This window comes from Polynucleobacter necessarius (assembly GCF_900096765.1).
GTDB lineage: Bacteria > Pseudomonadota > Gammaproteobacteria > Burkholderiales > Burkholderiaceae > Polynucleobacter > Polynucleobacter necessarius_F.
In genome coordinates this window covers 1,697,798-1,718,850 of record NZ_LT615228.1, presented here as the reverse complement: position 1 = coordinate 1,718,850, position 21,053 = coordinate 1,697,798, and the positions used below count along the sequence as shown (strand labels likewise).

Genomic DNA, 21,053 nt, shown 5'->3' with positions numbered 1-21,053 from the left:
ATGGCTAGCCTGATCTGCGGCTCTATCGCATACGACACCATCATGAACTTTGAAGGCAAATTTGCTGATCAAATCCTGCCTGACCAGATTCATATTCTGAATGTTGCTTTTTTAGTACCCAGTATGCGTCGTGAATTTGGTGGTTGCGCCGGCAATATTGCGTACAACCTCAATCTTTTGGGTGGCGATCCGATCATCATGGCAACGGTAGGTGCTGATGCCGCACCATATCTGAGTCGACTCAAAGATCTCAAAATTGATGCAAGCCATATTCGTCAGATTGATCACGCCTTTACAGCTCAGGCCATGATCACCACTGACCAAATGAATAATCAAATAACTGCCTTCCACCCAGGCGCTATGGGAGAGTCTCACTTAAACCAAGTTGCTGCTGTAGTTGCAGAGCGCAATAAAAATGCCAAGGGCGTTCCTAAATTTGGAATCGTAGCCCCCGACGGGCGCCAAGGAATGTGGGAGCACTGCCACCAGTTAGCAGAGGCCAATATTCCTTTTATCTTTGATCCAGGCCAAGGTTTGCCAATGTTTGATGGCCCAGAGCTTCTAGAGCTGATCGATATCGCCAGCTACTTAGCAGTTAACGACTACGAAGGTGAGATGCTCTCGCAAAGAACAGGATTGAGCTTGGCCAAAATCGCTGAGCGCGTCAAAGCCTTAATCGTTACTAAAGGCGCTGAGGGTGCAGATATCTACAGCGAGGGTAAATGTATCGCCATCCCACCTGTACCAGCTGCAAAAGTAGTAGACCCCACTGGTTGTGGCGATGCATTTCGCGGAGGTCTTTTGTTTGGACTAGAAAATAGTATGGGCTGGGAGACTACTGGTCGCTTAGCCAGCCTAATGGGTTCAATCAAAATTACCCATCAAGGACCACAAAATCACCAAACCAGCAAATCGCAGATTGTCGAACAATTCAAATCAGCGTTCGGATTTAGCTTTTAAATGCAAACTTTGACCAATAAAAAAGGGGTCTCGTAAGAGACCCCTTCTAATAACATCCGTCTATTAAGGACGTGTGCCAGTTGGGAAGGGCCAAGCAGCTGCAGGATTCAACGCACTAGTCGTTGGGGCAGCTTTTTTAGCCGCGGGCTTTTTTACAGCAGGTCCCGCTTTCTTCGCAGCAGGCTTAATTACTTTTTTTTTGCGACGCGCTTAGTTGCTACTTTGCGAGCTACTTTCTTAGCAGCTACTTTCTTAGCAGCTACTTTCTTAGCAGCTACTTTTTTAGCAGCTACTTTTTTAGCAGCTACTTTTTTAGCAGCAGGACGCTTCTTAGCAGCTACTTTTTTAGCAGCCGGTTTCTTTGCAGCAGGTTTTTTCTTTGTTGCCATGTGTGTTACTCCTTCACGTGAGGATTAGTACAAAACTACATTAAGAAGACCCGACCATCTAATTCCACCGGGTTTTGCAACCCCTTGGAGCTGACGAGCGAGCCATTCATCGGCGCGCGGCTTGAAGCTAAGTGCTGCACGCTAATGAATCTTGGAAAAAAGCCGTGACCCCGAAGGACAACGGCTTTTTAAATTTGCTGGAAAAAATAGGGGAAATAGCCCAGGTACCCTTACGCGAGGGATTTTGGATTTGAGTCTGTTTTTGCTGACTACTTAAACTATCCAACCATCTAATCTCCTATTTAGCCGGCTATGCGCTTACTTGCTACTTACTACTCCCAACTTAGCGCACCGCCAGTTTGATACTCAATAACGCGTGTCTCAAAAAAGTTTCTTTCTTTCTTAAGATCAATCATTTCTGACATCCATGGAAATGGATTCTCTTCATTTGGGAACATCGCGTCAAGTCCTATTTGCAAACATCTGCGATTACAAATGTATCTTAGGTACCCTTTGAACATTGGAGCATTCAATCCGAGCACTCCACGAGGCATCGTATCTTCAGCATAACGGTACTCTAATTCGACCGCTTTTTCGAAGATCGATTTGATCTCATCTTTGAACGCGGAAGTCCATAACTGCGGGTTCTCCAGCTTAATTTGGTTAATCAAATCGATACCAAAATTGCAATGCATTGACTCATCACGAAGGATGTATTGATACTGCTCAGCAGCACCCGTCATTTTGTTTTGACGACCCATAGCAAGTATTTGCGTAAAACCAACATAAAAGAACAAACCTTCCATTACGCAGGCAAAAACAATTAGAGAACGAAGTAATTTTTGATCGTTTTCTAATGTGCCAGTCTTAAATGTTGGATCAGTTAATACGTCAATAAATGGAATAAGAAACTCGTCTTTAGCGCGAATCGAGTCAATCTCGTGATACGCATTAAAGATTTCGGACTGATCTAAACCCAAAGATTCAACAATATATTGATATGCATGGGTATGAATTGCCTCTTCAAAAGCTTGACGCAATAAGTATTGGCGGCATTCTGGAGCAGTAATTTGACGGTATGTACCTAAAACAATATTGTTTGCCGCTAAAGAATCGGCAGTGGTAAAGAAACCAAGATTGCGCTTGATAATGCGACGCTCATCCTCAGTAAGACCATTTGGGTCTTTCCAGAGAGCGATATCGCGATTCATATTGATTTCTTGTGGCATCCAGTGGTTTGCACAACCAGCTAAATATTTCTCCCAAGCCCATTTATATTTAAACGGAACCAACTGATTAACGTCAGTCTTGGCATTAATCACGCGCTTATCAGCCACATTCACACGACGCATTTCCGCGCCAATAGCTGCGCCCACAGCAGGCGCACTTTGATCTTGTGCAGGCATTGCAGCTTGATCTGGCTGTGGACGTTGTGGCTCCACTGCAACCGGCTGCGGTGCAAACCCAGCTTTCGCCAGTGCTGGAGCAACTTCCTCATCCCAATTCAACATAACTTTCTCCTAAATTCTTCTATTTGTGGCCAATAAGCAAATGGCTTATTGGCATGCTTCACATTCTTCAAATCCTGCATCACCTGGACGCATTGTGCAAACTGGACCATCCGCCTCTACTGCGCCTGCAGCATTAGCAACTGCAGCTGCATCGGTACCATTCACCCCGCCACCACTGGATACAGAGTTCAATTGACCGCTGGCAACAGTTGATTTCTCGACGTGAGTTGCAGCCATAGTGCGCAAGTAATAAGTAGTTTTGAGGCCACGTAACCATGCCAACTTGTAAGTGTCATCGAGTTTCTTGCCAGATGCACCAGCCATGTAGATGTTTAGTGACTGAGCTTGGTCGATCCACTTCTGACGACGAGAAGCTGCCTCAACCAACCAGCTTGGCTCTACTTCGAAGGCGGTTGCGTACAAATCGCGCAAATCTTGTGGAATGCGATCAATCTTGGACAAAGTACCGTCAAAGTACTTCAAATCAGCAATCATCACCTCATCCCACAGGCCACGATCTTTCAAATCACGTACCAGGTACTCATTAACCACTGTGAACTCACCTGAAAGGTTAGATTTCACAAACAAGTTCTGGAAGGTAAGCTCAATACAAGCTGAAACGCCAATAATATTGGAAATCGTTGCCGTTGGAGCAATCGCTACGCAATTAGAATTACGCATGCCGTGTTGCTTAATACGGGCACGCAAGTTATTCCAATCCATGGTAGAGGAATTATCCACCTCAACATAACCACCGCGCTCAGCAGCCAACAAAGCTACTGAATCTTGCGGGAGAATGCCACGGTCCCATAAAGAACCTTTATAAGTACTGTAAACGCCACGCTCTTCAGCTAATTCGCTAGAAGCTTGGTAAGCATAGTAGCAAACTGCTTCCATTGAAGAATCGGCAAACTTCACTGCCTCATCGCTTGCATAAGGAATGCGTTGCATATGTAAGCAATCCTGGAAGCCCATGATGCCCATTCCAACTGGACGGTGCTTCAAGTTGGAATTACGTGCCTTTGCTACTGCGTAGTAGTTGATGTCGATTACGTTATCAAGCATACGCATTGCAGTACGTACGGTTTTTTGGAGTTTTTCGTGATCTAGAACCAGCTTACCGTTCGCGTCAGTAGTCATATGTGCAGTTAAGTTCACAGAACCCAGGTTGCAAACCGCAATCTCATCCTCGTTTGTATTGAGGGTGATCTCCGTACATAAATTAGAGGAATGCACAACACCGATATGTTGTTGTGGGCTACGGATATTGCAAGGATCTTTGAAAGTGATCCATGGATGGCCAGTTTCAAACAACATACCGAGCATCTTGCGCCACAATTGCTGCGCAGGAATGCGGCGGAATGGTTTCAACTCACCGCGATCCGCTTTTTGCTCGTAAGCAACATAAGCCTCTTCGAATGCCTTGCCAAACTTGTCATGTAAATCTGGAGTGTTAGATGGCGAGAACAGTGTCCAATCACCGTTTTCCATGACGCGCTTCATGAACAAGTCAGGAATCCAGTTAGAGGTATTCATATCATGAGTACGGCGACGGTCGTCACCAGTGTTCTTACGCAATTCCAAGAACTCCTCAATATCCAAGTGCCAGGTTTCTAAGTAGGCGCAAACCGCACCTTTACGCTTACCGCCTTGGTTCACAGCAACAGCTGTGTCATTGACCACCTTTAGGAAGGGCACTACACCTTGTGATTTACCGTTAGTACCTTTGATATGGCTGCCCAATGCGCGAACATTGGTCCAGTCATTACCCAAGCCACCAGCAAATTTAGACAACAAAGCATTTTCTTTTAGTGCTTCATAGATGCCATCAAGATCATCCTCAACAGTAGTCAAGTAGCAGCTAGAGAGCTGCGGACGAGTTGTCGCTGAGTTGAATAAGGTTGGAGTGCTGGACATGAAATCAAATGTCGAGAGAATTTCATAGAACTCAATAGCCCGACGCTCGCGGTCTAATTCATTTAAGGCCAAGCCCATTGCAACACGCATAAAGAACGCTTGTGGCATCTCAATACGGCGATCTTCAATGTGCAAGAAATAGCGGTCATACAAAGTTTGTAAACCGAGATAGTTAAACTGCAAGTCACGGCTGGCATTCAAAGCTGCTGCCAGACGTGGCAAGTCAAACTCACGCATACGTGGGTCTAGCAATTCGGCAGAAATACCTTCGTTAATGTACTTAGCGAAATAGGTGGTGTACTCAGCCTGCATATCACCTTGTAATACTTCCCTACCTAAGATCTCTTTGCGAATCACGTGCATTAAGATGCGAGCGGTTACCTGACTGTATGCAGGATCTTTTTCAATTAATGTACGTGAGGCCAAGATTGCAGAGTCATATACTTGCGCCATCGGCACACCATCATACAAATTCTTAATCGTTTCAGTAATAATTGGAGTGGCATCAATATGATTGCCCAAGCCTTCACAAGCGGCCTCAATCACAGTCCGCAAGGCAGCCATATCCAGCCACTTCTCGACACCATTGTCGGTTACCTTAATACCTGACTCAGCAGTTTGGTTTGCTGTTTGAGCATCTTGAGAAACTTCTTGTTGAGCAGCGCGCTCTTGATTGCGTTTTTCACGGTAAAGAACATATGCACGCGCAACGTTGTGCTCGCCACTGCGCATCAAAGCCAATTCAACTTGGTCTTGAATATCTTCAATGTGGAATGTTCCGCCATTCGGACGACTACGCAACAAAGCACGCACTACTGAATGAGTAAGCTGCTCAACTTGCTCACGCACTCGCGCAGAAGCAGCCCCTTGGCCACCGTTAACCGCCAAAAATGCTTTTGTTACTGCAATTGCAATCTTGGATGGCTCAAAAGCCACCACTGAGCCGTTACGACGAATAATTTTGTACTCAGACAATTGGATTGCCTGAGTACCACCAACACCACCGGCTACAAAACTAGCAGAAGGAGCTTGATTCATTGTTCCTGCAGGGCTCATTCCTGGGTTATTTGCTCCGGGTGTTTGGCCTGCTGTCTGTGGATTGGCGCATGTCATGTTGCTCCTGCTCGTCTATATAGTAATTTGGACAAAAAATCGTTAAAAAACAATGAAGTATTGCTTGGTTAAAACACTACATCTAGTATTTTAAAGTGTATTAGGCACTAAGTATAGGGAAATATTGAGTGTTTGGTAAGGTTTTTCTGACAAAAACTTATCAGTATTTTTACTAAGCAATTCAGCAATTTGAGGGTTATTTTGGTGCGTAGTTTTTAGACCGTTTTAGGAAAAGGCTAAAAAAGTAAGCGTACGCTCACAAACAAAAAGGATTAACGCTTAGCAATTCCGTATGGAAGCCGATCGGAAGAAATACCTGCGTCATTTTGGAATCTTTTCCAATCAAAGAAGATTCCAGGATCTGTCTTTCGAGTCGGGGCGATATCACTATGTCCAGCAAATTGCAGATGCTGGTAACGCACTGCTAGTTCACGGACAAGATTGGCAAGTGTTTCATACTGGGCCTGCTCAAATTGGGTGTCTCCATCACCTTCGAGCTCAATTCCGATTGAAAAGTCATTGCACTTTTCTCGACCCTTAAAGAAAGAAACTCCTGCATGCCAAGCTTTCTTTTGAATGGAAACAAACTGAAACAACTCACCAGATCTGCTAATCAAAAAATGGCTAGATACTTTTTGATCGGCAATCTGTGCAAAATATGGATGCTCATTGGGATTTAATTTATTTTGAAAAAAATCTACGACGTACTGAGTAGCCTCGCCAGATTTAAATTCTCCGGGTGGCAGGCTAATATGATGGATTACCACTAAATCAGGCCGCACTTCTTCAGGTCGATCATCTTGATTGGGTGATAAACGCCAATGCGCATTACCAAGCCAACCTTGCTCATCCATGCTTTTGAGATGCTCTTGTGAGCAATAAAAACGGGAGTCATAGATCTGCGCCTCGGATCTTGGAAGATGCACTTGGCAAGACTGGCATTGGACTACTGGCTCTGAATCCAAAGCCTTATCTGACATAGGTTTGGAGGGATTATTTACATTCTCTTTGGCTTGCTTTTGCAGCTTGAGCCAGCGATAGAAAAAATACCCGATCGCAATTAATAAAAGCCATTTAATCAAGGGTCATGCTCTTTGAAGAATCACTTCTAAAACAAAACGACTACCTACATAAGCAAGTAACAAAGCTGTGTACGCGCTTAATACCCACCTAATCGCAGCCCGGCCTCGCAAGCCCACTCGCCAACGCGCCAACAACAGGCCCGCGAATAAAAACCAAGAAATTAAAGCAAAGATGGTTTTATGGTCAAAGACCAAGGGTCTACCAAACAATGTTTGAGAGAAAAGTAGACCAGAAAATACTGTCAAGCTTAAGAGTGCAAAACCAACATACAGCAAATTAAATAACAAGCTTTCCATAGTCATGAGAGGCGGCAAATCTTCCAACCAATGCGCTACTCGGCTATCGGGAACAATAGCAAGCTGGCGATGTAAGGCGCGGTCCTGAATGCTCATAAGCATAGCATGCATGGCGGCCAAGCTGAGCAAACCAACTGAGATCGTTGCCACAATAAAATGCCCTTTAAACCAAGGGTCAGAAACCGCCTTAGGAGAGATCAGATTTCCAGGAAATAAGCTTGGCAACAACGAGCAGACCAAGGCAAACAGAACGGCAAGCCAACGCAGACTGGCAATCGGCAAGAACCAGGACTGAAACCAATAAAAGGCAAGCCCAACCCATGCAATGAGAGATAAGTCTTGAGCAAAACCAAATACAAAACCTTGGGCGGTAAAAACAGATTCATGTAAGACCACTCCATGAATCACCAAAATCATCAAAATGAACACTTGAACTAGTCCAGTAGAGCCTAAGGACTCGGCGCCACCCTTTGATCTCAAGCTCAAAAAGAGCAAAAGAAGCAAGTAAAGTGCGCTGGGAAGCAAGCCGTAACTTGAGTGACCTAAAATATCCATCTGGAAAGTCTAATCGATAAATGCTAGAAAACCTCACCGACCGTCTATCCCGCGTTGTTAAAACCATGCGGGGGCAAGCCCGCCTCACTGAAGCCAATACCGCAGAAATGCTGCGGGAGATACGTCTAGCCTTGCTCGAGGCTGACGTTGCCCTGCCAGTAGTGAAGTCTTTGCTCGAGCAAATTAAATTTAAAGCCTTGGGTGAGGAGGTGGTTGGCAGCCTGAGCCCTGGACAGGCGTTAGTAGGAGTTGTTCAACGCGAACTTGCCCAAGTCATGATGGGCGAAGCCAATCAGAGTGGTGAACTCAATTTAGCCACCCAACCTCCTGCGGTCATCTTGATGGCAGGTCTGCAAGGTGCTGGTAAAACGACCTCCGTGGGAAAGCTGGCCAAATGGCTGCAAGAGAAAAAGAAGAAAAAAGTCTTAACAGTTTCTTGTGACGTATATCGCCCTGCCGCTATCGAACAGTTAGAGACCGTTACAAAACAAGTAGGTGCAGAATTTTTCCCAAGCAACGTCAATCAAAAGCCAAATGACATTGCAACAGCCGCACTCGATTGGGCGCGCCGCCACTATTTTGATGTGGTGATTGTGGATACTGCAGGCCGCCTTGGTATTGATGAGGCATTGATGCAAGAAATTAAGACCTTGCACGCCAGCCTCAATCCGATTGAAACTCTGTTTGTCGTTGACGCCATGCTCGGACAAGATGCGGTCAACACTGCTAAAGCCTTCCATGAGGCGCTTCCCCTCACTGGCGTCATCCTCACCAAATTAGATGGCGACTCCCGTGGGGGTGCCGCACTTTCAGTTCGCCAAGTTACTGGTGTGCCACTGAAATTCATTGGTGTGGCAGAAAAGATGGATGGTCTTGAAGCCTTTGATGCGGAGCGCATGGCTAACCGCATTTTAGGAATGGGCGACATTCTGGCTCTAGTGGAACAAGCGCAGCAACATGTGGATGTTGCAAAGGCAGAAAAACTAGCGAGCAAGATATCTAAAGGCGGGTTTGATCTAGAAGACTTTCGAGATCAACTCATGCAAATGCAAAAAATGGGTGGCATGGCCAGCTTGATGGATAAATTACCTAGTCAAGTGGCGCAAGCGGCATCCAAAGCAAATCTGAGCAACGCTGACAAACAAACCAAACGTATGCGTGGAATTATTGACAGCATGACGCCACGCGAGCGCAGCAAACCTGAATTACTCAAAGCCAGCCGTAAACGTCGCATTGCTGCCGGTGCTGGCGTAGAAGTTCAAGAAGTCAATCGTCTGCTAGCTCAGTTCGAGCAAATGCAGGCCATGATGAAACAATTCAAAGGCGGGAAAATGGCCCGCACGATGGCAGCGATGGCTGCCAAAGGAGCCGCCAAGGGTATTGGCGGACTTTTTAAAAAATAACTCAATACGTGTACTTAGTGCTTAGTTTTGTGAATGAATTAATTCACAAGGGTTTTAGCAGCTTGAACTGCGGCAATCACCTTCTCTTTAATTTGCGCCAACGGAATATTTTGTGACTCAACGTCAGTGCGGCCTTTAAATTCCACTTGAGAATCAGCTAAACCACGATCACCAATCACTACGCGGAATGGTGCACCGATCAACTCCCAATCAGCAAACATCGCGCCGGGACGCTCGTTACGATCATCCAAAATCACATCAATACCAGCAGCGAGTAATTCATCGTGCAATTGATCGCATGCCGCTCTCACCGCCTCAGACTTCTCATAGCCCATTGGGCAAATCACTACCTCAAAAGGAGCCATTGAAATTGGCCAAATGATCCCTTTATCGTCATGACCCTGCTCAATTGCAGCACCAAGCAAACGAGTCACACCAATGCCATAGCAGCCCATCACCATCGGCTGCGCTTTTCCTTGTTGGTCCAAATACGTACATCCCATTGCTTCAGAGTAGCGCGTACCCAACTGAAAAACGTGGCCAACTTCAATGCCACGGCAAATATCAACCGCACCTTTTCCATCAGGAGAAAGATCACCGATTACGGCATTGCGAATATCCATTACCAATGGTTCAGGTAAATCACGCACCCAATTGACGCCAGTCAGGTGGTAACCAGCATCATTGGCACCACAGATAAAATCAGACATATTGGCAACTGTACGATCTGCCACAACCTTAACATCAGCGCTAACACCTACAGGACCGAGATATCCGGCAGGCGCATTGCATGCTTGTTTAATTTCCGCCTCAGTTGCAAAGCGAGACTGGGTCATTCCTGGAATCTTGCTAGCCTTGACTTCATTAAGTTCGTGATCGCCACGAATCAACAACATAAACAGTTTGGCTGGACCTTTTTCTTGATCAGCGGCAAACAATAAAGATTTAACGGTCTTATGAAGTGGGATATTGAGGAACTTAGCAACATCAGCGCAATTGGTTTGATCTGGGGTTGCTACCTTAGTCATCGATGCATTTGCAGGACCGCGCGTCGCAATTAATGTCAGAGATTCAGCAGCCTCAAGATTAGCTGCGTAATCAGAATTTGGACAATAGACAATCGCATCTTCACCAGTTTCTGCAATCACATGAAACTCTTGTGAACCTGAGCCACCAATAGCCCCGTTATCCGCTGTCACTGCTCTGAATTGCAGGCCCATACGCCTGAAGATACGGGTATAGGCATCAAACATGTTTTGATAAGACTTTTTTAAGCCTTCTGCATCACGATCAAACGAATAGGCGTCTTTCATGCTGAACTCGCGACCACGCATAATGCCAAAACGGGGACGACGCTCATCACGAAACTTCGTTTGAATCTGATAAAAATTGACCGGTAATTGTTTGTAGCTCTTGATTTCATTACGAGCTAAATCAGTGATGACTTCTTCGGAAGTTGGCTGAATTAAAAAATCACGATCATGACGATCTTTAATGCGAAGCAACTCAGGACCCATTTTGTCCCAGCGACCAGTCTCTTGCCATAGTTCAGCTGACTGAATCATTGGCATCAACAATTCAATCGCGCCCGCACGATTCATTTCTTCGCGAATGATGTTTTCTACCTTACGAATGACTTTTAACCCGAGAGGTAAATAGTTATAAATGCCAGCATTCAGCTTGCGAATAAGGCCTGCGCGCACCATAAGCTTGTGTGAAACTACCTCTGCGTCAGAGGGGGCTTCTTTTAAAGTAGCGAGAAATGATTGTGATGCTTTCATATGTATGGCTTTCATGTATGGATATAATCATCATGTATGGATATAATCAAATCATTGATTTTAAAGGATTTGGGGCACGATCATGCTTGACCGTGAAGGGTATAGACCCAATGTCAGCATTGTCCTCCTCAACAGCCGTAACGAGGTTTTCTGGGGAAAACGCGTTGGGCAGCATTCGTGGCAGTTCCCGCAGGGCGGGATTGCTCATGGCGAGAGCCCTGAGCAGGCAATGTACCGCGAATTGCATGAAGAGGTTGGCTTACTACCGGAACACGTCCAGATTATTGGACGAACTAGGGACTGGCTTCGCTACGACGTCCCTGAGGAGTACCTGCGCCGTCAACATGCAACCCGCATCCATCGCGCGGCTTATCGCGGTCAAAAACAGATTTGGTTCCTGCTTCGTTTTATTGGCCTAGATTCAGATATTCAACTTCGCGCTACAGAACAACCAGAATTTGATGCCTGGCGCTGGGTTCCCTTCTGGGTTCAATTGGATACTGTTATTGACTTCAAAAGAGAGGTTTATCAACTAGCCCTCTCCGAGTTAGCTCGCTATCTTGCAAAGGGGGTCCGCATGCAACAATTGGCATGGGGCTATCCGCTCGACCTACTTCAATCTTTTTATCCCAAAAATGAAGAGGCCTCTAATCAGACCCCCAAATCGGATAAAGATCATTGATATGAACTCGCTCTTTCGCCCGCTGAGCTACTGCCTCATTACCCTTGCCGTTACCACCGCGCTTTTTGGATGCGCGGGAGACCCCATGGAAAGTGGTCTTGATCCATTTGCGCCAATGGTATTTAAGGAGGGCGCTACTAAAATGCCCCTCAATCCTCCGAATCCATCTACCCTGCAGAAGTTTTACGTCTCTGCAGGGACCAGCTTTAAGTTCGCAGTAGACACTGATTCAATTCTGATTGGCGCAGATGGCGTCACCCGCTATATCGTGGTGATTACAAGCCCAAATGGTAATGATCAAGCCCAATATGAAGGTATTCGGTGTGATTCATTTCAGTGGCGCCTATATGGAACTCTAGAGAATGGCACTTGGAGAGAAAATCCCCTATCGAGCTGGCTAGATATCAAAGACAAATCTCCAAACCGATATCAAGCAGCCTTAGCGCAAGGCGCATTTTGCAATTTCACTTCTCAAGAAAAAAACCTCAGGACAATCATTGAATCACTAAATCCCAAATCATTTACTGGCGGCACCAAGCCAACCAATTCTTTTGGGGTGCAATAGCAATAAATATTTTTGGAATGTACTTATTGGGGTCTAAGGCACGTACCAATTCTCTGCCCATCTAGAAGACGAGTAAGAACGTGGGGTTCGCGCCCAGAAGCAATCACCGTTGAGGCCCCAGTTTGCTGAGCAAGCTTTGCAGCCAAGACCTTAGTCAACATACCGCCTTTGCTCAGCTCACTGGCAGCACCACCAGCCATGCGCTCTAAGGCAGGATCACCGGCAATGGCATCTGTCAGCAAAGTTGCATCAGGATTTTGGCGAGGATCGGCAGTGAACAAACCGCCTTGGTCCGTCAAAATTACCAATAAATCAGCGTGGACTAAATTGGTGACTAATGCAGCCAAGCTATCATTATCACCAAACTTAATCTCATCGGTAACAACCGTATCATTCTCATTGATGATAGGAACTACACCGAGTTTCAGTAGAGTATCCAGAGTAGCTTTTGCATTTGCATTACGCTCGTCATGGGCTAAGTCTGCGTTTGTAAGCAGAATCTGAGCGCTACGTAAATTAAATTTCGCAAACGCACTTTCGTAAACCTGCACTAAACCCATTTGCCCGACAGCTGCTGCTGCTTGAAGCTGATGAATTTCTTGTGGACGCTTTACCCATCCGAGTCGCTGCATACCCTCGGCAATCGCACCCGAACTCACCATCAATACCTCATGCCCAGCCTTTAAGAGGGCAGCAATTTGCTCAGCCCACATTGCAATCGCAGCATAATCTAGGCCTTCACCATTATTAGTGACTAGGCTAGAGCCCACTTTAACAACGATACGTTTATTTTTAACCAGGTTCATAAAAAAGAATATTCCATACTTTAATCTGGAGTTTTGTCTTCAGCCTGATTCTGATAGCGAGGATCTGCGGCACGCTCCTCAGCATCATCACGATCGCGACGCACAGAATCCAAATAATCCTGCAAGGAATAACACAGCTTTTCGCAACCTAAGCCAGTCAACGCGGAAATCTCAAAAACTGGACCTTTCCACTTAAACTTCTTCACAAAGTCAGCCACTACTTTTTTTCGATCCTCTTCCGGAATCATGTCTACTTTATTCAACACTAACCAACGCGGCTTTTCAAGCAAAGCTTCATCGTATTTGCGAAGTTCATTCACAATCGCATTTGCATCGGCAACTGGGTCAACATTCTCGTCAAAAGGAGCTAGATCAACAAGGTGTAATAAAACACCTGTGCGCTGCAAGTGACGCAGAAAGCGATGCCCCAATCCCGCACCCTCAGCGGCACCTTCAATCAATCCCGGAATATCGGCAATGACAAAGCTCCGCTCATTACCCACCCGTACTACGCCCAAGTTAGGGTGTAAAGTCGTAAATGGGTAATCTGCAATTTTTGGTCTTGCATTAGAAACCGCTGTAATCAAAGTAGATTTACCAGCATTAGGCATGCCTAATAACCCAACGTCAGCCAATACTTTTAATTCCAACTTGAGTTTGCGACGCTCACCAGGTTTGCCGTTTGTCTTTTGACGTGGCGCCCTGTTGGTACTGCTCTTGAAGTGAATATTGCCCCACCCACCTACACCACCTTGCGCCAGACATAAGCTCTCACCATGCGTAGTCAAGTCGGCGATCGGCTCACCTGTTTCGTAGTCAGAAATAATGGTTCCAACTGGCATACGCAATTCAATATCGTCACCAGCACGACCGTAGCAATCTGCACCTCGCCCTGGCTCACCATTTTTAGCTGTATGGGTTTTTGCATAGCGATAGTCAATCAAGGTATTAATGTTGCGATCGGCAATTGCCCACACACTTCCACCTTTGCCGCCGTCGCCACCATCAGGACCACCAAATTCGATAAACTTCTCGCGGCGCATAGAGGCGCTCCCGGCGCCACCCTGGCCTGCTATGACTTCAATGCGTGCTTCGTCTATAAATTTCATGAATAAAAAAGGCCTCGCTTAGCGAGGCCTGTTCCTAAGAGTTAAATTCGGAATAAATCTGAATCAAACGAGTCTCAGTCAGGCACCTTATGAACGAGGCAAAACTGAAACTTGGGCCTTCTTCAAAGCACCTTTGACGCCGAATTCCACTTGGCCGTCAATTAAAGCGAACAAAGTGTGATCTTTACCAATACCAACGTTAGCACCTGGATGAACACGTGTGCCACGTTGACGAACGATGATGCTGCCAGCATTGATATGCTCGCCGCCATATACCTTAACGCCTAGGCGTTTCGATTCTGAGTCACGGCCATTTCGTGTTGAGCCGCCGCCTTTTTTCTGTGCCATATCTTTCTCCTACCTTGAATTAGGCTTTAATGGTGTTGATCAAAATTTCAGTGAAATTCTGACGATGGCCTTGGTGCTTTTGATAATGCTTGCGACGGCGCATCTTAAAGATTGTCACTTTATCGTGACGTCCCTGGGAGACGACAGTGGCCATCACAGCTGCACCATTAACCAATGGATCACCTAATTTCAGTGAAGCGCCTTCGCCAACGGCGAGGACTTGGTCAAGAGTGATTTCGCTGCCGATTTCCGCTGGTATCTGTTCTATTTTCAATTTTTCGCCTGCAGCAACTTTATACTGTTTGCCACCGGTTTTTATGACCGCGTACATGGTTTGAAACCTCAATTTATTATATTTAAGCTAATCCACCCCGGAGAAGCTAAGCCGATCATTATATCTTGCATGACGAGCACTGTCAAAACCAATGACTTAAGCCAAATTCTGGCCCCAATTGCCTTAGATTTCAAGGCCTTAGATGAGGTTATCCGCCAAAGACTAGCCTCAAAAGTCGCCCTAATTGACCAAATCTCCACTTATATCATCCAGGCCGGTGGCAAGCGGGTTAGACCCGCCCTTTTGATGTTGGTGGCCAAGGCTCTTGCCAACAGCAAACCCACCCCACATATTCTAGAAATGTCGGCGGTTGTCGAATTTATCCATACCGCCACCCTCTTACATGACGATGTGGTTGATGAATCTACCTTGCGTAGGGGCCGAGAGACCGCCAATGCTGCATTTGGTAACGCCGCCAGCGTTTTAGTCGGAGATTTTCTATATTCCCGAGCATTTCAGATGATGGTGGGACCAGAGGATCTGCGGGTAATGCAAATTTTGTCTGATGCCACCAACACGATTGCTGAAGGCGAAGTCTTGCAACTTCTCAATATGAATGACCCTGAAGTGGATGAGGCTAGCTATCTTCAAGTGATTCGCTACAAAACTGCCAAACTGTTTGAAGCCTCTACCGAGCTTGGAGCCATTTTGACCAAAGCCAGTGATTCGCAACGTGAGCAGGCAAGCGCATTTGGTAGACATATTGGAACGGCCTTCCAATTGATGGACGATCTTTTGGACTACACCGCAAATGCTGCTCAGATGGGGAAAAATGCTGGCGATGATTTGCGTGAAGGCAAACCTACGCTCCCACTGATTTATTTGCTAGAAAATGGCAGTCATGAGGAGCAACTATTAGTGCGCGCTGCCATTGAACAAAATCAAGACTTACCGGACGATGTATTTGAACAAATATTAGCAACTGTACAAAACTCTGGCGCCCTCGACTACACCCAGGCGACAGCTAAACGTGAAGCAGATTTAGCTCTGGAATGCATTCAAGACTTTCCAGAAAATGAGGCCACGAAAGCACTACGCAACTTGTGCAGCTATTCGCTCACGCGCCAAACTTAAACTTTACATTTACTTTAAGGAACACATCATGGCTCAATGATTAAGGTTTACACACCAAGGAAAAAGTGGACTGGGGCAAGTTCAAGGCGATCAAATTGCCGTTTACTCAGGCGACCTCTTTAACCAACCCAAACCAACAGGTGATCTACTCACTCTAGCTGAAGTCACCATCGATATTCCTTGCACCCCATCCAAAATGGTGGCAATGGTTGATAACTTCCACGCCTTAGTGACTAAGCTTGAGCATGCTGTGCCTGTAGAGCCACTGTACTTTCTCAAAGGCAACAACTCCTTCTTGGCTGCGAAGCAAGTCATTCGCACTCCGAAGTCTTACTCTGGAAAAGTAGTCTACGAAGGTGAGCTAGGGATTGTGATCGGCAAGCGCTGCCATGAAGTCAGCGAAGCTCAAGCGGCGCAAGCTATTTTTGGCTATACCTGCATCAACGATGTCACCGCTATTGAAATCCTCAATCGTAATCCTAGATATGCACAATGGACGCGCTCAAAAAGCTTTAATACCTTTGGTGTATTTGGCCCATACATCACCACTGATGTAGATCCTAGCAAACTAACCATTAAAACTATTTTGAATGATCAAGAGCGTCAAAATTATCCGGTGGCAGACATGATTTTCCCACCCGCTAAATTGGTCAGCCTCATCTCTCAAGATGTCCCCTTAGAACCGGGTGACATCATTGCCTGCGGAACTTCTGTTGGGGTAGGCTCCATGAAACCCGGCAGCAATGTCAGCATCATCATTGATGGGGTTGGGCGTCTAGACAATCGTTTCGAATAATCTCGACCTACCCAAAACAAAAACCCTCGCTAAATTATTAGCAAGGGTATTTAACACTCAAAATATACTGCTGTAGCAGTTATTTCGTTTAGTAGCCCGATACAGATGGCAAAGCCAAGCTACCTTTAGAGGCTTGAACATTCTCATCTAAGTACTTGGTTAATGCGAATACCGTATTGAGGCATGGGGTTGGGGTTTGAGTAATCTTGCCGAGCTCGATGACAGAGCCAAGCAATGCATCAATCTCCAAGCTACGGCCAGCTTCCAAATCTTGCAACATGGAAGTCTTATGCTTGCCAACCTTCTCAGCGCCAGCAATCCGTCGCTCAATATCGACACGGAAAGTAACACCTAATTTTTCTGCAATAGTTTGCGCTTCAGCCATCATGTTACGAGCCAACTCTTTAGTCAATGGATACTGACAGATACCCTCAAGAGTGCCGTGCGTCAAAGAGCTAATCGGGTTGAAAGTCATATTGCCCCAGAGCTTGAGCCAAATCTCTGATCGAATGTCATCCAAAATAGGTGACTTAAAGCCTGCAGCACCCATCATCTCTGAAATCTTCTGAATACGCTCAGTAGTTTTGCCGTCTAATTCACCTAAAGGGAAACGATTACCCTCTACGTGACGAATCACGCCAGGGGCTTGCGTAAAGGTTGCTGGATACACTACACAACCAATGATGTTGTTTGGATTGATCGCCTTCTTAGCAAGTCCGCCTGCATCAACAGTTTCAACAGAGTGATCTTGATACTCACCGCCCAGCTTTTGAAAGTACCACCAAGGGATACCGTTTTGCATTGGAATCAAGATGGTCTCGGGACCCATAATTGCAGCCAAGTCATCAATAATTGGCTCAACTTGGTGAGCCTTTACCGCGAGAATGACAACATCTGGCGTCTCTGCATCACGGATTTTTTCAACCGCTTTGACCTGAGCCACTAAGGGCTCTGGTTGATCATCCACAATTAGCGCTAGGCCACGCTCTTTAATCGCAGCCAATGTTGCGCCACGAGCGACAACAGTAACGTCGTTACCCGCCCTAGCCAACATGACAGCTAGGTAGCTGCCGATTGCGCCGCCCCCACCGATCACACAGATTTTCATAAAAACTCCATAAGAACAAAAATTTTTGAATTAATGTCATATTAGTTGAGAACATTTTGCGGTGCAACAATTTATATCGCCTAATTTTTAAGCAAATTTTGCTTAAAACTGCTTTTAGCTCATCTTTTGGAACTAGGCTACCTAAAATCATGCCCGCAATGCTGGCTAATAAACCCGCTAATTGCGGGGGAACAATTGAATCTGGGGCCAAAATTTCACAGCTAATCCAAATGGTTAAACCCCCTACAACTGCCAATAATCCACCCAGAGAGTTTGCTCTGGGCCAATAAACCCCAAAGACCAATGGCACGAACGCTGCGACTAATGTCACCTTATAGGCGCTTTCTACCATCTTAAAAATGGATAACTCTGAGTTCACCGCAAAGAAGGTCACCACCACCGCAAAACACAAGACAGTTATTCGCATCACCTTCAGCAAATCATGATCTGAAAGATGTCGGAAAAAGCCCCTCACAATATTTTCTGCAAAGGTTACCGAGGGCGCCAAGAGAGTTGCACTCGCGCAACTCTTAATTGCCGACAACAATGCACCAAAGAACATGACCTGAGCAATGATCGGCGCATGATTCAAAATTAACTTTGGCAATATCATTTGTGGGTCTTTGTCCAAATATTGCTTCACCAAATCAGGATTAATTAAGGTTGCAGAGTAAGCCAAATACATTGGCACAAATGCAAAAATAAAATACAAGACGCCACCAAGAATGGCTGCATTCACAGCGATATTCACATTCTTGCTAGAGGTAATTCGCTGGAAGACGTCTTGCTGTGGAATAGAGCCCAGCATCATGGTACAGAGAGCAGCGACAAATCCAAGAATCGAAGCAAGATTCAGATCAGGCCAGAAATTACTGAACTGACCAGCTGCACTTGCATGCTCGATCACTACCCCAATACCGCCTGTTTGAATAGTCATTTCCCCACCGATATAGAGCATACCAATCACAATAATGATCATTTGGATAGAGTCTGTAATGGCTACAGACCACATGCCACCAAAGAGGGTGTAAATCAAAACGCTGGCCGCGCCAATCAACATTCCACCCGTTTGAGAAATACTGCCTTCAGAAACCACATTGAAGACCAAACCCAATGCCTTAATTTGAGCCGCAACCCAACCCAAATAGGAAACGACAATACAAAGAGTTACTAAGACCTCAACAGTGCGACCATACTTTTCCCGAAAGAAATCACCAATGGTCAGCATGCGGCGATTGTAAAGATGACGCGCAAAAAATAGACCAACCAAAATCAAGCACAAGGAGGATCCAAACGGATCAGACACAACCCCGCCTAAACCTTCTTTTAAGAAAGTTGCCGGAATTCCCAAGACAGTCTCAGAGCCAAACCAAGTAGCAAAAACTGTAGCCGTCACAATCGGCATTGGAAGGCTGTGACCAGCAGCAGCAAAGTCGGCCGTATTTTTGACGCGTAGCGCAGCCCACAGACCAATGCCAACAGAGACAACCCAATAAATAATGACGAACCAAATGAGCACGCCCTACTTCTCCTTCCAGAATTTTGTGAAATTATATGGCCATGTCACTTTTGCCAGTAAGGGAATTAAGGCCAATTTAGAGCATACAGGTCTGACATAATTCATGGGTGCATTCATCCCTCATACAGCCCAACCAGAGCCTAGACACTGACCTAGCCTACCAAAAAGCAATTCTTGGCTCGGTCTCAAGAACCTTTGCTCTCACGATTCCCCTATTGCCCCCGGTAATTGAGAAGGTGGTTGGAAATACTTACCTGCTCTGTCGAATCGTAGACACCATTGAAGATGCCTCGGATTTAAGTCCAGAAACTAAGCAAGCGCTCTCAAAACTATTTCTTGATGCTGTGCTTGAAAGAACAACCGTAGAGTCTTTTGTTGAGCCATGCCTTTTGGCGCTACAAAATTACCGAAATCAGGACGAGTTAGATTTAATTGCCCACACCCCAACAGTACTCAGAATTTTGCATACCTATTCGGCAAATGATCAAGCAGCAGTAAGTCGGTGTATTTCCATCATGTCAGAAGGCATGTCTCGCTTTCACGGCAAACAAACTGGTGCGGGCTTAAAAGACCTCAAGGAGTTTGAAGAGTATTGCTATGTAGTAGCGGGTGTGGTGGGTGAGCTCTTGACCACTATTTTTAGCAACCACTCTCCCGCATTTGCAAAACGCATTCAAGGTCATGAGCCCTTAGCAATTGACTTTGGACAAGCACTACAAATGACCAATATTCTCAAAGACTCCCCGGAAGACATAGCTCGCGGTGTTTCATGGAAACCTGCAGACATCAGTCAAGCAAGCCTACTCAACATTGCACATAGCAAGCCAAAAGACGCTCTAGACTACATTCTCCTCATTCCCAAGAGTGAGCCTGGTATGAGGCGTTTTTGCTTCTTAGCTTTTGGCTTGGCCGTCATGACACTATCCAAAATTTCTGAGCGTAAAAGTTGGCACGGTCAGAGTGAGATAAAACTCTCCAGAAAGACTGTCATGACTTTCTATGCTTTTACAAAAATTGCCGTGGCTAGCGATAGTCTCATGAGAATATTTTTCATTATTGCCGGGAGATTTCTCAGCAAGAAGGCCTAAGCGCTACAAAACACCTTCATGCTTTAAGAGCCAAATCTTAATTTGACGATATAAACCAGGCGAGTTCTCCTTCACAAATCCCCCAATTCCTTGGGCAGAAACTACTCGATGACAAGGAGTTACCAAAGGGAAGGGATTGGCACCACAAGCAGAGCCGACAGCTCGTGGGCCACTTTTAATCACTGCAGCAATCTCACCATATGTTTTGGATACACCCACTGGAATGTCACGAATGTAACTCCACACTCGTTGCTGGTGCTGTGTGCCAAGCGGCTTTAATGGCAAATCAAACCTTGCTGCAGGATTCTTGAAGTATTCCCGGCATTGCACTGCCACCTTTTTAGCAAGGTGATTTTTAGGAAAGATCAGCGCCACCTTTGCAGACAAATAATCAATCCTGGACACCATCAAACTGCCCTCAACCATTTCAGTTTGGATACCCAAGCGGCCAAAGGGCGCAGCAATAACGCAGTAATCGTTACTTTTGATAGAGGAGGAATTGGTTGGCAAAGTCATTCTGAATGAATCTTACAGAATTGTGAGCGCCATAGCACACCGCTTTTCCGGGCTAGATATAGCCTATCAAATGCTACTTTGCTATATTGAATCCTCATAA

The 21,053-nt window shown here is 45.8% G+C and carries 17 protein-coding genes and 3 pseudogenes; 7 read left to right on the top strand and 13 right to left on the bottom strand.

Going from position 1 to position 21,053, the window contains the following annotated elements; all coding sequences use genetic code 11:
- Positions 1-960, top strand: a complete 960-nt coding sequence (locus DXE33_RS08965) for a carbohydrate kinase family protein (protein ID WP_114639560.1) — start codon at positions 1-3, stop codon at positions 958-960.
- A 188-nt stretch (positions 961-1,148) separates the two neighbouring features.
- Here DXE33_RS08965 and DXE33_RS10745 read toward each other — a convergent pair whose 3' ends face one another.
- From DXE33_RS10745 to DXE33_RS08940, 5 genes are all read right to left on the bottom strand, one after another.
- Positions 1,149-1,349, bottom strand: a complete 201-nt coding sequence (locus DXE33_RS10745; protein ID WP_197712022.1) for a hypothetical protein — start codon at positions 1,347-1,349, stop codon at positions 1,149-1,151.
- Between the two features lie 332 nt (positions 1,350-1,681).
- On the bottom strand, positions 1,682-2,860 hold the full coding sequence (locus DXE33_RS08955; protein ID WP_114639559.1) for a ribonucleotide-diphosphate reductase subunit beta: 1,179 nt from the start codon (positions 2,858-2,860) through the stop codon (positions 1,682-1,684).
- Between the two features lie 45 nt (positions 2,861-2,905).
- Positions 2,906-5,833, bottom strand: a complete 2,928-nt coding sequence (locus tag DXE33_RS08950) for a ribonucleoside-diphosphate reductase subunit alpha (RefSeq protein ID WP_408634205.1) — start codon at positions 5,831-5,833, stop codon at positions 2,906-2,908.
- Positions 5,834-6,162: 329 nt separating this feature from the next.
- A complete protein-coding gene (ampD, locus tag DXE33_RS08945) occupies positions 6,163-6,972 on the bottom strand; it encodes a 1,6-anhydro-N-acetylmuramyl-L-alanine amidase AmpD (protein ID WP_231970457.1) in 810 nt (269 codons plus the stop codon).
- 3 nt (positions 6,973-6,975) lie between these two features.
- Positions 6,976-7,824, bottom strand: coding sequence for a cytochrome C assembly family protein (locus DXE33_RS08940; RefSeq protein ID WP_114639557.1), 849 nt, complete (start codon positions 7,822-7,824; stop codon positions 6,976-6,978).
- Positions 7,825-7,844: 20 nt separating this feature from the next.
- On the opposite strand from DXE33_RS08940, the gene ffh reads away from it, so the two are divergent.
- Positions 7,845-9,227, top strand: a complete 1,383-nt coding sequence (gene ffh, locus DXE33_RS08935) for a signal recognition particle protein (protein WP_114639556.1) — start codon at positions 7,845-7,847, stop codon at positions 9,225-9,227.
- 38 nt (positions 9,228-9,265) lie between these two features.
- Here the strand turns inward: ffh and DXE33_RS08930 are convergent, their stop codons facing one another.
- The gene (locus DXE33_RS08930) at positions 9,266-11,008 is read right to left on the bottom strand and encodes a proline--tRNA ligase (RefSeq protein ID WP_114639555.1); all 1,743 of its coding nucleotides are present in this window, start codon (positions 11,006-11,008) and stop codon (positions 9,266-9,268) included.
- Between the two features lie 82 nt (positions 11,009-11,090).
- On the opposite strand from DXE33_RS08930, the gene DXE33_RS08925 reads away from it, so the two are divergent.
- Together DXE33_RS08925 and DXE33_RS08920 are read left to right on the top strand one after the other, a co-directional pair.
- On the top strand, positions 11,091-11,690 hold the full coding sequence (locus DXE33_RS08925; protein ID WP_114639554.1) for an RNA pyrophosphohydrolase: 600 nt from the start codon (positions 11,091-11,093) through the stop codon (positions 11,688-11,690).
- Between the two features lies 1 nt (position 11,691).
- Positions 11,692-12,255, top strand: a complete 564-nt coding sequence (locus tag DXE33_RS08920; RefSeq protein ID WP_114639553.1) for a CNP1-like family protein — start codon at positions 11,692-11,694, stop codon at positions 12,253-12,255.
- 35 nt (positions 12,256-12,290) lie between these two features.
- Here DXE33_RS08920 and proB read toward each other — a convergent pair.
- The 4 genes and pseudogenes from proB to rplU form a co-directional block, all read right to left on the bottom strand.
- Positions 12,291-13,061, bottom strand: a pseudogene (gene proB / locus DXE33_RS08915) (glutamate 5-kinase); the annotation flags it as partial.
- 20 nt (positions 13,062-13,081) lie between these two features.
- Positions 13,082-14,170: a GTPase ObgE gene (gene obgE, locus DXE33_RS08910; protein WP_114639551.1), complete on the bottom strand. Its 1,089-nt coding sequence runs from the start codon at positions 14,168-14,170 to the stop codon at positions 13,082-13,084.
- Positions 14,171-14,257: 87 nt separating this feature from the next.
- A complete protein-coding gene (gene rpmA / locus DXE33_RS08905; RefSeq protein WP_114639550.1) occupies positions 14,258-14,518 on the bottom strand; it encodes a 50S ribosomal protein L27 in 261 nt (86 codons plus the stop codon).
- A gap of 19 nt (positions 14,519-14,537) precedes the next feature.
- Entirely contained in the window at positions 14,538-14,849 is a 312-nt protein-coding gene (gene rplU / locus DXE33_RS08900) for a 50S ribosomal protein L21 (protein WP_011902040.1), read from the bottom strand.
- Positions 14,850-14,921: 72 nt separating this feature from the next.
- Here rplU and DXE33_RS08895 point away from each other — a divergent pair, with 72 nt between their 5' ends.
- Positions 14,922-15,926 (top strand): polyprenyl synthetase family protein, encoded by a 1,005-nt coding sequence (locus tag DXE33_RS08895; protein WP_114639549.1) that lies wholly within the window; start codon positions 14,922-14,924, stop codon positions 15,924-15,926.
- Between the two features lie 40 nt (positions 15,927-15,966).
- Positions 15,967-16,722 (top strand): annotated as a pseudogene (locus tag DXE33_RS08890) (fumarylacetoacetate hydrolase family protein); the annotation flags it as partial.
- A gap of 88 nt (positions 16,723-16,810) precedes the next feature.
- On the opposite strand, the gene DXE33_RS08885 reads toward DXE33_RS08890, so the two are convergent.
- Together DXE33_RS08885 and DXE33_RS08880 are read right to left on the bottom strand one after the other, a co-directional pair.
- The gene (locus DXE33_RS08885; RefSeq protein WP_114639547.1) at positions 16,811-17,830 is read right to left on the bottom strand and encodes a 2-dehydropantoate 2-reductase; all 1,020 of its coding nucleotides are present in this window, start codon (positions 17,828-17,830) and stop codon (positions 16,811-16,813) included.
- Between the two features lie 124 nt (positions 17,831-17,954).
- Positions 17,955-19,349, bottom strand: a pseudogene (locus DXE33_RS08880) (sodium:solute symporter family protein); the annotation flags it as partial.
- A gap of 107 nt (positions 19,350-19,456) precedes the next feature.
- Between DXE33_RS08880 and DXE33_RS08875 the strand changes: the two are divergent.
- A complete protein-coding gene (locus tag DXE33_RS08875; RefSeq protein WP_197712021.1) occupies positions 19,457-20,437 on the top strand; it encodes a squalene/phytoene synthase family protein in 981 nt (326 codons plus the stop codon).
- Positions 20,438-20,440: 3 nt separating this feature from the next.
- Here the strand turns inward: DXE33_RS08875 and DXE33_RS08870 are convergent, their stop codons facing one another.
- Positions 20,441-20,953 carry a methylated-DNA--[protein]-cysteine S-methyltransferase gene (locus DXE33_RS08870; RefSeq protein WP_114639546.1) on the bottom strand — a complete coding sequence of 171 codons (513 nt, stop codon included), beginning with the start codon at positions 20,951-20,953 and terminating at the stop codon, positions 20,441-20,443.
- Positions 20,954-21,053 lie beyond the last annotated feature (100 nt).